Origin of the sequence: Paenibacillus sp. NPDC058367 (assembly GCF_042723305.1) — a bacterium.
Taxonomy (GTDB): domain Bacteria; phylum Bacillota; class Bacilli; order Paenibacillales; family Paenibacillaceae; genus Paenibacillus_AQ.
Genome location: NZ_JBHXIZ010000003.1, coordinates 57230 through 70243 on the forward strand (window position 1 = coordinate 57230; position 13014 = coordinate 70243).

The following is a 13014-nucleotide window of genomic DNA, read 5'->3' on the forward strand; positions in this document are numbered from 1 at the left end:
TCCCCTGCTCATCAGAGCAGGGGACACTGGATTATTTATTTCAGGCTCCAAGTTGGCAGACTGCCAGCAAGACCGATGAACGGGCTGACTGATAGATTCTCAATACGTCCGTTATAGGCGTATACAGTCTTTTTGTAACTTGTGAAAATAATAGGCAGTTCATCATTGAAGAGCTGATACAGCTCTTTGTATACCGCTTTGCGTGCTTCAATATCAGTAGTAGCTAAGGCTTTATTGTATAGCTCCAGGAATTTCGGATTGTCATAATCCGTGATTTCTCCATCGAAAAATTGCATAAACCCGTCAGCCGGATCAGTCAACATACTAGTGGAGAAGGATACGAGATCGTAGTCCCCGCCTTCTACCTTAGATACCAAAGAGTTAAAGTCTGCAAAAACCTCAGGCTGGAAATCGATACCCAGTGCTTCAAAATTCTCTTTAGCTACAGCAATGAAAATATCTGTATTTTTGCTCTTAGAGCCGAGGTAGTGAATGGTAAGCGGTTTGCCATCTTTTTCACGGATACCACCCGCGCCTACTGTCCAGCCTGCTTCATCCAGCAATTGTTTTGCTTTTTCCGGATCATATTTGTAAGGATTAATGCCTTCCTCCGTATAAGACCAAGAGATAGGGGATGCCGGGATGTTGGCAATTGAGCCTGCACCCTGCGCTGCATCTACATAAATACTCTGACGATCCAGACCGTACACAATGGCTTGACGTACAAGCTTATCCTTGAGCTGTTCATGCTTCAGATTGACTTGCAAATAACCATAGGTACTTGGAGTGTAAGGAATAATATTCACAAAACCGAGCGCCTTCAGCTTCTCGATATTCTCGTCTGTCGCACTAAAAGAAGCGTAGTCTACCTCACCTGTTTCTACGAACTGCCATACATCGCCTTCCGTAGTTTTATAAATGAAATGTTCCGTTTTGGGTTTACCTTTGAAATAATTCTCATTCGCCACAAAACGTACTTCTTGCCCCGGAATAAATTTCTCCAGCTTGTAAGGTCCATCTCCAAGTGGCTTCTCATGCAGCTTCTTGATGTATTCAAGATCTCCAAATTTATAGTCCTTGCCATAGTAAGCTTTCGACAGAACATTCGAGCCGAGCTGTACCAGCGCTGTTGCGTTTGGTTGCTCAAGCGTCACTGAGACCGTCTGTGGATCAATCACTTTTATCCCTTCTATTGCTGTAGCAGAACCATCTTTATAGGCTTTGCCGCCTTTAACATTTAGTGATGGAAGCTGGGAGCTACCGTCATACGATTTGTCGTATTGGATCGTCCAAGTAAAAGCCACGTCATCTGCTGTCAATGGTGAACCGTCGCTGAATTTTAGATCTTTTCTCAAGTGGAACGTGTATGTAAGCTGATCATCCGAAACATCCCAGCTCTCTGCAAGCTCCGGTGTTGGAACGCCTTTATCGTCTACAGTTACGAGAGAAGCGTATAGCAGTGAAGATACATTGCCATCATAACCACTTTGCTGAAAATACGGAGTAAAAGCTCCGCTTGGGTCCGTTAACCCTACGATAATGGTGTCTGTACGTTTCTGTGCAACTGCTGGAAGTTTGGACAAATCGGTTGCGGTAAAAGGCTCGCTTAGCGCACCCGCAGGAACAGTCTCTGCCGGAGTTGTTGCTTCCACATTGGTTGAATTGGACTTTGCAGCCGCGTTGTTACCAGACGAGGATTCGTTATTACTGTTGTTAGCGCAAGCAGAAAGTAACAGTGAACCCGTAAGCAGTAATGAAGTGATTACAATCGCATTTTTTCTCATGTACCTATCTCCCTTTTCTCTCTAATAGAATAATAACTATAATTCCTACCTGTTAAGTATGAATAACTTCTGATGTTCATTATAGAAAGGATTTCGAGTTCTGTAAAGAGAGAACTTTAAAAAAATTCTCTATAAACAGAATCACAAGAAAATTAAGACACATAAAAAAAGCCAAAACCCTCTCTGTATAAGAGAATTCTGACTTTTAGATCGCTATATTTTTTTGTGAAATGATTATTTCAAATAATCGAATAGCTGCTCATTCATCCGATGAATGCCTTCCAGGCGTAGACTATATCCGGTGACATTCTCCCCTTCAATATAGGCATGAAGCAAACCCGCACAACGAAGATTAAAAATATGATCGTGAACAATCCCCTTCGAGATTCCCGCATGCTTAACAATTTCGGTGAATGTTTTGCGACCACCGCTAAGAGCTTGGAGAATTTTCAGACGGCTTTTTTCACCCAGACTACGAATGGCTCTATACATAAAAGGTGAAATCTCCTCGTTCTCCATCGAAATCCAGGCCGCATAATGACAGATTGTTAATTCACCGTAGCAATAGATGATATTAGCAGGCTGAAAATGATACTGTGGAATTAATACAAGCTTCTTAAGCCCATCCGTAGGCATGAAATAGAATCCGTTGGTCGTTTTGTTCACAAAATCAGCAGTTTCCAGTGCATTAAGCTCCATGTTCTTCAAATCCGTATGCTGCTGTAATTTGCTTAGAATCGCAGGATTGCATTGACTAAAGTACTGGCGGTTCCATTCGGAGAGTAAAAATACTACGCGATTACGGTAATCCTCCATATGGCTTGGAAATACCATTACATATTTTGATAAGGTCTCATATAACTCGCCAACTGTTAACCCTTCAATCCAGTTCAGCACACTGTCTACATCATCCTTGAATGGACAACAGTAAATGAGCAGATTCAACATTTTCCATTCATTGTTTAGTTCAGTTTCCTTCAGACGGGATAATAGTTCCTCACTTAGGGTGCTTTCAATTTCAGTAACCCACGCTACCCCTAGGTCAATCTTCTTATAGGATTTTTTGCAGAGATAAGTATGTAAGCTATTCAATAACTCATAAATCGATCCAAATTCAACCTCAACTTTGTATTCCACAATGATTCCTCCTGCTAGCGGTTCTTTTCAGTAGTGAGATATTCTCTTAATCTTATTGTATTATCCTGAGAATACGCAAGCTACTTTATAAACGGGAGTGTATAAAAATTCATTGACTGCTGCTTGACTACTGTTTGAATGCAGAATTTATTTGCATCTCTCTTTGATTTTGAGATTGCGAGAGTCTAAGCAAGGGAATTGCTACTCATATGCAGCAGGACATTAAAGTGCGATTTCAACGGTGAACACGTCCCCGTACGAAGTTGCTATCGGGCATAGTGGACCTTATAAGCAGTATTCCCCCCAATTTGGGGTTCTATCGGACTCCATAGGCGCTATTGGCATAGAAATCGCCTAATTTATGCTTTTTCCTAAGGAATAGCTGCAATGGAGTCCGAAACTTTACTCAAACGGCTAAAAATTTGCTAATAACGTCATCTGAGTCCGAAAGCTCCAGTGGATGATTATGATAACAGGAGTTTTTGGCACGCTGAGGTCTCAAGAATTCCCATGAGTCCGGCTGTCCTGGATATTCCTGCGTTAGAGTGCCAGGAATGTCTGGGCCGGCTTGCGTATCCAGCACACCAGCTTGTCCAGAAATTCCAGTCCTCCCACCTTCTCGGCTCGCCAAAATTCACTCGATCACGTCTGCCTCCTGTCCCCATTCCGCAAAGCCAGACTACTTGCAGAACAAACATTACAAAGCAACTGCCTTGAGTAACATGAGCGCATCATTCACACCAATAATCCTAACTTCCTCGATAAATCCATCTATGGAAAGCCATCAAACGTCCAAGGCGAGCAATCAATCTGCTTCGTTCCTCGCTTTTTGCAAATCGTGGTAGTAAAATATAGGCAATAACAATTTAGGAGTGAAGCCATAAGATGCAAATTCAAACTGGAACAGGACGTTTTTTTGTTGCGAATGACGGTAAGGACCTTGCCGAGATCACATACAGTTTGGATAAAGATGCTGGGGAAATGGTCATTGACCACACTCGTGTCTCTGAGGAACTGCGCGGTCAAGGTACCGGTGAAGAACTTGTACGGGCTGTTGTAGATAAGGCTCGAAATGAAAATTTAAAAATTGTTCCTGTGTGCTCCTATGCAGCTCATCAATTTGAGAAGCATCCGGAGTATAAGGACGTGCTGAGCGGGAACACAGGCGAGCGAGACTGATCTCCGTTCCCGTTTCCGTGAAGCTTTATTAACCTATTCGAACTAATACACTTAGTTCAAATACACTTTAGGAGGAAACGGGTTTGACTACTACTGATACTTTGAGAAATATAGAAGAATTACAAGAACGCTGTGAGCAATATGATGGAATTTCACTGAAATTGAATTGGGATATGCTTCGCCAGCCATCAAGCGTAGGAGATACGGAATGGCTCGTGACATATGAAGATGATTTACTCGTCGGCTTCTTAGGACTTTATGGATTCGGAAGCGATATGGAGGTCTGTGGCATGGTTCGACCAGGCTACCGCCGACGGGGCATCTTCACCTCACTGTGGAACCGAGCGCAAACTATTATCAAACGAGGCAATGTTGATACCCTACTTCTAAACGCTCCTGCTGCCTCATCATCTGGTGTAGCATTCCTTCAAACGCTACCACTAGAGTTTAATCACGCGGAATACCAAATGAAATGGGGCGGAAATTCGGTTGCTTCTTCTGAAGCAAGCTCAGCCACAGGGACTGTGATCTTACGCCCTGCTCGTGAAGACGAAGCCCCAATTCTCGTTGAGCTGGATTGTGGAGGCTTTGACATAAAGACTGAAGATGCTGCCGAACTCTATGACCTGCAGAAACAGGAAGGCCTGCAAGAACATATTATGATCGAAATGGACGGACAACCTGTTGGTAAAATGCGGCTGTGGACCGAAGATAATGAAACCTGGATTTATGGATTTACTGTCAGCAAGAAGCTACGTGGGCTAGGCATTGGACGAAGTGCACTTCTTCAAACGATCGAACGAGAACGTAAAAACTATAATGGAATTAATCTCGAGGTCGCTCTAGATAATCCCAATGCGCTTAAGCTATATGAAAGCTGTGGCTTTATCATTCAGAATAAACAGGATTATTACCGTTATATCGGCTAATCCATAGAATTAAAGCCTCCTGTCTAATGGGCGTTCTCGCCTGTAGAGCAGGAGGCCTTATTTTATTATTAGGAGTAATCACATGAGCCCAAAGCCTCCAACATTAGCTTCGCCTCTATCATTTCTACGGTCGCTACAGTTTAATGAGCCATCAGCGTGCACTTCCTGCTCCAGAAATACAGATAACAATCGAACATAATCCAAAGACTCCTTATACGGGACTGCATTTCCCTTGTAAGAGTATTTACGACCGTCTAGCAAGGAGTAGATTTCCACGGTCTCCGCAGGTTCACCGTAAGCCGCATAACAAAAGACGTTTGTCATATGCAAAAAGCCCGCAATAGTATCCTCATTGCCATTCACCATAAATTTCTGAATGTTCAGGCTTCGACCATTCTGAGTAGAATTCCAAGCTAATTGAGTAATCATCGAAAGCTCCAAGCTCATCTCCGGGACTGGCACATACCACTGCTCGTATAGCATTACCGGAATTTCCAGTAAATGATTGGTCGAAACGATACGCATTAGTTCATCCGCTATACTCGTCTTGATATCCCAATATTGCAGTAATGAAGGAAAAGCATCCCCCCTAGGTGGCCAACGACGCTCTAACAGAAATTGTATCGGTGTCTCCCTTCGAACTTCAGGCAGCAAACTATAAAAGTCGTTAAGTGTATGCCCTACAGCATATTGAACCTGCTGGCGCCAGCGTGGGAGCCCGGTCGCTGGAGCTCCGCTTGATAAATTCTCGGCCCCTCCAAGCATAATGTGCTCCACTCGATAATCATGCAGTCGTTTATATGGAGGCGTATGTAAATTCACTTGTTTCTTCATCCAACTTCCCGCTGGCCCGCCCATCCTATGATGCCACCATACAAGCTTCGATAAATTGACGACCGAATTGACGGCAAGCTTCTTTTTCAGCAGCGTTCGGGCCATATTCAATCTTAAGACTATCCTGTAATATCACAGCTCCACGTTCCTTTAACTTCTCCACGAATAAGTCCACGGCTCCACAATAAATCGCGTAACCTGTGTCTCCACTGCCAAAAACTGCTGATTTCATAGCGGTCAAATCAAGCTCATCCATCTCCTCATAGAAATCAAGAGCTTCATCAGGTAGCTCACCATCTCCCCAAGTGTATGCTCCTAACAGAACGCCTTCATATGAATTTATCTCAACCGCGTTACATTCAGTGACCGATTTCAAAACGGCTTCACCGCCTGCTTGGCGTATTCCCTCTACAATCAATTCAGCCATTTCCTCAGTGTTTCCAGTTAGACTGGCGTATGCCACTAGCACTTTAGTCATCTTTCTGTTCCTCCCATTACTAAACATAAAATTTAAATGATGTGTGCTTCACCCTCATTCTATTTGATAATGATTATCATTGTCAAATGAATAAAATAAAAAAAACGCAAACTCCCGTTTATTCACACGGTTGATGTTTGCGTTCAATCCCTTTTTTGTTCAAAATTATTTAGTATGCTCCTTCGAGCAAGGTAATGTGATTACCATCTGGATCGCGGAAATTCATTTCTTTCCCGCCATACGCCATCGTAACCGGTGGCTGACAATCCAGTCCCTTAGCCTTTAACTGCTCGTACGTCTCATCGAGATTATCACAGCTGAATACTAAATTAACAAAGCCAGTCGTGAGCTTTTCCCATTTCGTCTCATCCCAAATGATGATTCCAGGCTGCTTCTTGTCGAATCCAATCTTTGCGCCATCAAAATTGCCGTAGCCTTCGAACGGAATTGGAATCCCTAGCACCTCCGAATAAAATGCAGCCAACGCAGCAGTATCCTTAGTGTAGATGTTAGTACCTTCAAAAGACGAAATCATAATTTGTCCCCTTTCATTCTCATCATCATAGTGCCCATTTCTTACTTGAGTTTAACAAGGCTAGCACCCTTTGTATTGCAAAATTGCGACATTTATCTGCCCGCATAGACTAAAGCCTCAAGTGGTGTTCTTCCTGCATATTTCTTGAAACTGTTTATAAAATGAGGCTGGTGGCTGAATCCATACGTAAAAATAAGATCCTGCATATTCTTCGTCTGCACAGGCAGTTGATACATTTCCCGCCATACATTCTGAAATCGTACAAGGTCAGCTGTTTTTTTAGGTGATACACCTATGTATTCTTGAAAAAGTCTTTCAAGTTGGCGTCGGCTTAGATTAGAGCTGGTTTCCAAATCCTCAGCTGTTACCACACCCTTTTGTTTAATTAGGGTATAAATTGCATTCATCATCCGATCATTAGTCCGTCCACCATGCTCAAGACGCTGAAAAAGATAAGCCTCAGCTGCCACTATCCTTTCATTCATAGAATTTGCTTGTTCCAGCAGAAATCCTAGCTCTTTTTTAAAAGTACAAAAGTATTGGTCCACATCTACAAATGCATTCAAGACATCCCGGAGATGGTCATCTGCAAAAAAATGAACGGCCCAGAAATGAAATCGGATACCAAAGGTTGAGATCATACCTTCCCCTCTGTCTGAAGGGACTTCAAAAGGAGCATCATTGATACCGGAAAAAACGGTAGTTGTTAAGCCTGTCAACTCATTCAGATTCCAAATAATGTCCATGCATGTATCTGGAATAATTGTTTCCATTCGAGGTTCGTAACCAGATGCCTTGTCCACTACGTGAACGGATGCCTCTGTAGGAATACGCGGTGTAACAGACCCCCAGAAACAGCGAATATATGGCTGCAAAGCTTGACTGGGTAGAAATTCACTAGTTTGTGCTGGATTTGCAGTTATCGGGAAATATAGAGGCGCAAGATTGAACATAAGCTGCTATTCTCCGATCATAAATATTGTAAAGACTCTGATATCTGATCATACACAATCATTGCTTGATCTACCAGAATAATAGCTGTGAGAATGGAAATATTATACACATAATCTTCATTGGATAAAATAAGTAGAGTATTGAGCTTGTGCGTATTTTGTTTGTAGCTATATGGTGAAATGATGTACAATAAAGGCTAAATGAATTTTTGAAGGATGGATTAAAAAATGTATATAGCTAGCGACTGGAAAGACTATGAAGTAATTGACACTGGCGGTGGAGAGAAGCTTGAACGTTGGGGTGACATTATCCTGCGCCGTCCGGATCCACAAATTATTTGGCCACTCTCCAATGAGACAGCGAAATGGCGTGATGTACACGGTCATTATCACCGTTCCTCAGCCGGTGGTGGACAATGGGAAATGAAAAAAACAATTCCGGATGATTGGAAAATTAGTTACGGAAAATTAAAATTCCATTTACGTCCTACAAATTTTAAGCATACAGGGTTATTCCCTGAACAAGCGGCCAACTGGAGCTGGATGATGGACAAGATTGCGGCTGCTAACCGTCCGATCTCAGTACTGAATCTATTTGCTTACACTGGTGGAGCTACTGTAGCCGCCGCAAGTGCCGGCGCTTCTGTTGTTCACGTGGATGCAGCCAAAGGAATGGTGCAATGGGCAAAAGAAAATGTCCAGCTGTCCGGTCTGGGCGAGCGTCCAGTTCGCTACATCACGGATGACGTATTCAAATTCGTACAACGTGAACAACGTCGTGGTAGTAAGTATGATGCGATTATAATGGACCCGCCTTCCTATGGAAGAGGACCTGGCGGAGAAATGTGGAAGCTGGAATCCAGCTTATATCCTTTCCTTGAGAGCTGTATGCAAATAATGAGCGACAAACCTTTGTTTATGCTAATCAATTCATACACCACTGGGATTTCTCCAACTGTCCTACGTAATATGTTGTCGATGACCATGGGTAAACGTTATGGCGGGAAGCTCACCTCCGGTGAAATCGGTCTTCCGATCACTTACTCCGGCATGAACCTGCCATGCGGTATTCTGGGACGCTGGGAGGCGTAAGCCATGACACAGCATTTATCTGGCAGCAACGAGCCGCTGGACGGAATGTCGAAGCGCTTTGAAGTGTTATACGAAGATAATCATCTTCTAGGCATAGTGAAGCCCGTGAATATTCCTGTTCAGGAGGATGCTACTGGAGATCCTGATCTGCTCAACCTGCTCAAAGAAGATGTGAAGGAACGCTTTAACAAGCCTGGCAACGTCTATATGGGGCTAGTCCACCGCCTGGATCGTCCGGTTGGGGGTGCAATGATCTTTGCCAAGACATCAAAAGCAGCCTCAAGACTATCCGAGTGTGTCAGAACTCACAGCTTTCATAAGGTGTACTTAACGGTCGTGCACGGAAAACCACCAGCATCTCATGGCCGTCTTACCGATACGCTGCTTAAAGACGCCAAGAGCAATACCGTCACTGTAGTCCGGAAAGGAACACCCGGCGGTAAGGAAGCCATTCTGGATTACACAGTACTTGGCAGCGCTGAGGGTTACAGCCTGCTCAAGATCGATTTACTTACCGGTCGTTCACATCAAATTCGAGTGCAGCTTAGCTCCATCGGCTGCCCCTTATACGGTGATCAGAAGTATGGAGCTTCGGTGAACAGACCTGGACAGCAAATTGCACTGTGGTCTGCACTTGTAGGTTTTCCCCACCCTGTTACTAAAGAAGAAGTAGAACTTATTTCCCTGCCTCCGCAAACCCATCCTTGGGATTTATGGTCCAAGGAATTACAAAAGAAGGCTATCCGTTAATGGATGGCCTTCTTTTTTTTGAAATAAAGTGTTGTTGTATATATTCATGGTGTAGAACCTTCCGGTGCAGTTGTAACAACCATTTTGCCCATTAAATAGAGTAGTAGCTGTTGGTTATGAGAGGATATCGGATCAAGCGCTTCTGCAAAAAAATCACTGCGGATCTTCAAACCACGTGCAGTCTCCTGCGTTCCAATTTCCGTTATACTCACCCATACAATACGGCGATCCGCAGCATCTCTCTCCCGAATGATAAGCCCATTTTTCTCCATCCGATCAAGTAACATAGTAACCGCTGCAGGACTGGTCGCCAGATGTGGAGCCAGATCAGAAGGCTTCATGGCATCACGTTCTTGAAGCAGTTCAAGTACTGTGAGTTGGGCATCCGTTAGCGATGGGGCAAGATTACTGTCCATATGTAGTTTGTAATCTTTTAAAATTTTATGCCAAATTTTACTGAATTCAGAAGCGTGCACACTGATTCCTTCCTTTCCTTGCGGTTCTATCCGGTATAACTACATTTTCGCGAAACAAATTCCATTTCCTGCAAAAGAAGAAAAATAAATCTTCTAAACTGATAAGCGGGAAAATTAAAAAAAGGCACTTAGTCAGTTCTCAAGAAGAATTGACTAAGCACCTTGATAAGTTATTTTAACAAATCTGTTTATTACTAGTTTATTTTACTTAACTGCCAGGAAAAGATTAACAATCTCATCCTTTTTCTCCACAGGAACAATCTGTTTGCCTGTAGAACGACGCTCTCCAAGTGGTGCAGATTCAGAAGAGAATGTATGATGTGCATTCTCCCGTGTAATTGCATTAAGTTCCAACGGTTCTCTGCAATAGAAAGCCCCTGCCAATTTACTGCCATTTGGTCGTACTCGCTTGCCTTCCTTAAATTCAAAGGTTGGCATCCCTTTGCCACCGCGGCTTTGAGATGGATAATCCACTAGTAATGAACGTTTCGCATATCCGATATCGGAGATAGAAAGGATCTCACCTTCATCTTCACTGACCCAGAAGCAAGAAATCACCTCATCGCCCTCACGAAGCTGAATGCCTCTTACACCGGATGCAACACGGCCCATAGGATTAACTTCATTCTCATGGAATCTAATACTCATTCCTTCACGAGTCACGAGTACAATATCCTTGTCATTCGTACTAGTAGCCACTGTAATGATCTCATCACCGTCTGCTACCTTACAGGCTGCTACGGCTCCAGAGCGGCTTGTAGAGTATTCCTTGAGCTCTGTACGCTTAACCTGACCTCTGCGGGTGATAAACACGAGGCTTTGCTGCGGATCATCAAGATTATTGACCGGAATCACGCTAATGATTCCATCCCCTTTAGACAATCCGATAACGTTAACAATCGCAGTACCTGGTTCTTTCCATTTAAACTCTGGAATCTGGTGAACCGGAAGTAAGAAGTACTGCCCCTTGCGCGTAAATACCAGCAGACTGTCACGGGTATTCACATCGAGCAGCTTAACGATATGATCGCCTTCTTTAACGCCTGATGTATGACGTTCCCCACCAGAGCGAGTAAAGGAAAGCATACTTGTACGCTTAATATAACCGTCTGCGGAAAGTGCTACTAGCACATCCTCTGCGTTGACCAGCGCTTCAAGGCTAACCTTAAGCTCCTCAACTTCGCCTTGGATCAGCGAACGGCGATCGATCCCGTATTTGTCGCGGATCTCCAGCAATTCCTTACGGATTACAGCTACGAGCTTCTTGTCACTTTCCAAAATGCCACGCAGATGTGTAATCTTTGCCATCATTTCATCCAATTCTTTTTGGAGTGAAGTAATCTCCAAATTCGTCAGACGATACAATTGTAAGGTAAGAATAGAATCCGCTTGACGTTCACTGAACCCGAACATCCACACGAGATTGTTCTGAGCATCCTGACGGTTCTTCGATGCTTTGATGGCAGCGATGACCTCATCCAGAATATTCAGCGCCTTAACCAAGCCCTCTAAGACATGAGCACGGTCTTCTGCGCGTTCCAGATCAAATTGGGTGCGATGAGTCACTACTTCACGCTGATGCGCAATATAAGCCTCCAGGATGGCTTTAAGACCAAGCTGTTGCGGAGCCTTGTTGACAATCGCCACCATATTGAAATTATAGGTGATTTGTAGATCGGTTTTTTTGAGCAGATACGCCAAAACGCCTTGGGCATCCGCTTCTTTCTTGAGTTCAACCACAATCCGAAGTCCTTCTCGTCCACTCTCATCACGAACTTCAGCAATGCCATCGATTTTCTTCTCTAATCGAATATTCTCCATGGAGGTAACTAGTCGTGATTTTACAATCTGGAATGGAACTTCCGTAATCACGATTTGTTGCTTGCCGCCACGCATATTTTCAATCTCAGTCTTGGAGCGTAAATAAATACGGCCTTTACCAGTGCGGTAAGCATCCATGATGCCGTCTCCGCCCATAATAGTGCCGCCTGTAGGGAAATCCGGACCTTTCATAAAGGTCATGATATCTTCAAGTTCAATATCCGGCTTCTGCATCACTGCGATACAAGCATCAATAACCTCACGTAGGTTATGTGGCGGAATCTCAGTGGCAAAGCCTGCGGAAATCCCGCTCGTGCCGTTTACGAGTAGATTCGGATACCGGGAAGGAACAACCACAGGCTCTTTGGCTGTATTGTCAAAGTTGTCCTTAAACAGCACCGTCCGCTTCTCGATATCACGCATCATCTCCATTGCAATCGGAGATAAGCGTGCTTCTGTATAACGCATTGCCGCAGCTGGGTCATCGTCCATCGAGCCCCAGTTGCCATGACCGTCAACGAGAACATGCCCCATCTTCCATGGCTGTGCCATACGAACCATACCGTCGTAAATCGAGGAGTCACCATGTGGATGGTAATTACCCATTACATCCCCGACGGTTTTGGCCGACTTGCGGTACGGCTTGTCAGGCGTGTTGCCAGAATCGTACATCGCATAAAGAATACGGCGTTGTACAGGCTTAAGTCCATCGCGGACATCGGGAATCGCCCGGTCCTGAATAATATATTTGGAATACCGACCAAAGCGGTCACCGACGACCTCTTCCAGAAAAGCCGGCAAAAATTGTTCTGATAAACTACTCACTTGGCTCACCTTCTGTTCCTCAATCTGTCCACTTTCTTAAAGATTGGTGATATTCTTTCACTTCGCTTTGCGGATCATTCTTCCGGTCGCTGTTGTTTCCAGATTTTTTGATTATACCGCTGTTAGCAGATAAAATCCGGAAACAAAGGCGAACGCTAACGCTCCTCCAGAACGATTCCGCCACTCCGTTTGCCTATCACCAAAAAATTAAAAACAGTGGA

At 44.0% G+C, this 13014-nt stretch carries 12 protein-coding genes; 4 read left to right on the forward strand and 8 right to left on the reverse strand.

Annotated elements, in window-relative coordinates:
* Positions 1-35: 35 nt before the first annotated feature.
* Positions 36-1784, reverse strand: coding sequence for an ABC transporter substrate-binding protein (locus tag ACFWMP_RS17080; protein WP_379424340.1), 1749 nt, complete (start codon positions 1782-1784; stop codon positions 36-38).
* Between the two features lie 234 nt (positions 1785-2018).
* The gene (locus tag ACFWMP_RS17085; RefSeq protein ID WP_339242620.1) at positions 2019-2921 is read right to left on the reverse strand and encodes an ArsR/SmtB family transcription factor; all 903 of its coding nucleotides are present in this window, start codon (positions 2919-2921) and stop codon (positions 2019-2021) included.
* Between the two features lie 885 nt (positions 2922-3806).
* Here ACFWMP_RS17085 and ACFWMP_RS17090 point away from each other — a divergent pair.
* Together ACFWMP_RS17090 and ACFWMP_RS17095 are read left to right on the forward strand one after the other, a co-directional pair.
* Positions 3807-4100, forward strand: a complete 294-nt coding sequence (locus tag ACFWMP_RS17090) for a GNAT family N-acetyltransferase (protein WP_379424341.1) — start codon at positions 3807-3809, stop codon at positions 4098-4100.
* 83 nt (positions 4101-4183) lie between these two features.
* Entirely contained in the window at positions 4184-5029 is an 846-nt protein-coding gene (locus ACFWMP_RS17095; RefSeq protein ID WP_076284608.1) for a GNAT family N-acetyltransferase, read from the forward strand.
* A 78-nt stretch (positions 5030-5107) separates the two neighbouring features.
* Here the strand turns inward: ACFWMP_RS17095 and ACFWMP_RS17100 are convergent, their stop codons facing one another.
* The 4 genes from ACFWMP_RS17100 to ACFWMP_RS17115 form a co-directional block, all read right to left on the reverse strand.
* On the reverse strand, positions 5108-5968 hold the full coding sequence (locus ACFWMP_RS17100) for a hypothetical protein (RefSeq protein WP_379424342.1): 861 nt from the start codon (positions 5966-5968) through the stop codon (positions 5108-5110).
* Complete coding sequence (locus ACFWMP_RS17105; RefSeq protein WP_042190032.1) at positions 5889-6341, reverse strand: flavodoxin; 453 nt, start codon at positions 6339-6341, stop codon at positions 5889-5891. Before ACFWMP_RS17105 ends, ACFWMP_RS17100 begins: the two co-directional genes overlap by 80 nt.
* A 169-nt stretch (positions 6342-6510) precedes the next feature.
* Positions 6511-6876, reverse strand: coding sequence for a VOC family protein (locus ACFWMP_RS17110; RefSeq protein ID WP_042190035.1), 366 nt, complete (start codon positions 6874-6876; stop codon positions 6511-6513).
* Positions 6877-6968: 92 nt separating this feature from the next.
* Positions 6969-7829 (reverse strand): helix-turn-helix domain-containing protein, encoded by an 861-nt coding sequence (locus tag ACFWMP_RS17115; RefSeq protein ID WP_379424343.1) that lies wholly within the window; start codon positions 7827-7829, stop codon positions 6969-6971.
* A gap of 228 nt (positions 7830-8057) precedes the next feature.
* Here ACFWMP_RS17115 and ACFWMP_RS17120 point away from each other — a divergent pair, with 228 nt between their 5' ends.
* Together ACFWMP_RS17120 and ACFWMP_RS17125 are read left to right on the forward strand one after the other, a co-directional pair.
* On the forward strand, positions 8058-8921 hold the full coding sequence (locus ACFWMP_RS17120) for a class I SAM-dependent methyltransferase (protein ID WP_379424344.1): 864 nt from the start codon (positions 8058-8060) through the stop codon (positions 8919-8921).
* 3 nt (positions 8922-8924) lie between these two features.
* Positions 8925-9671, forward strand: a complete 747-nt coding sequence (locus tag ACFWMP_RS17125) for an RluA family pseudouridine synthase (RefSeq protein WP_231573316.1) — start codon at positions 8925-8927, stop codon at positions 9669-9671.
* Positions 9672-9715: 44 nt separating this feature from the next.
* On the opposite strand, the gene ACFWMP_RS17130 is transcribed toward ACFWMP_RS17125, so the two are convergent.
* Positions 9716-10147, reverse strand: a complete 432-nt coding sequence (locus ACFWMP_RS17130) for a MarR family winged helix-turn-helix transcriptional regulator (protein WP_042190041.1) — start codon at positions 10145-10147, stop codon at positions 9716-9718.
* A 204-nt stretch (positions 10148-10351) separates the two neighbouring features.
* Entirely contained in the window at positions 10352-12793 is a 2442-nt protein-coding gene (gene gyrA / locus ACFWMP_RS17135; protein WP_379424345.1) for a DNA gyrase subunit A, read from the reverse strand.
* Positions 12794-13014 lie beyond the last annotated feature (221 nt).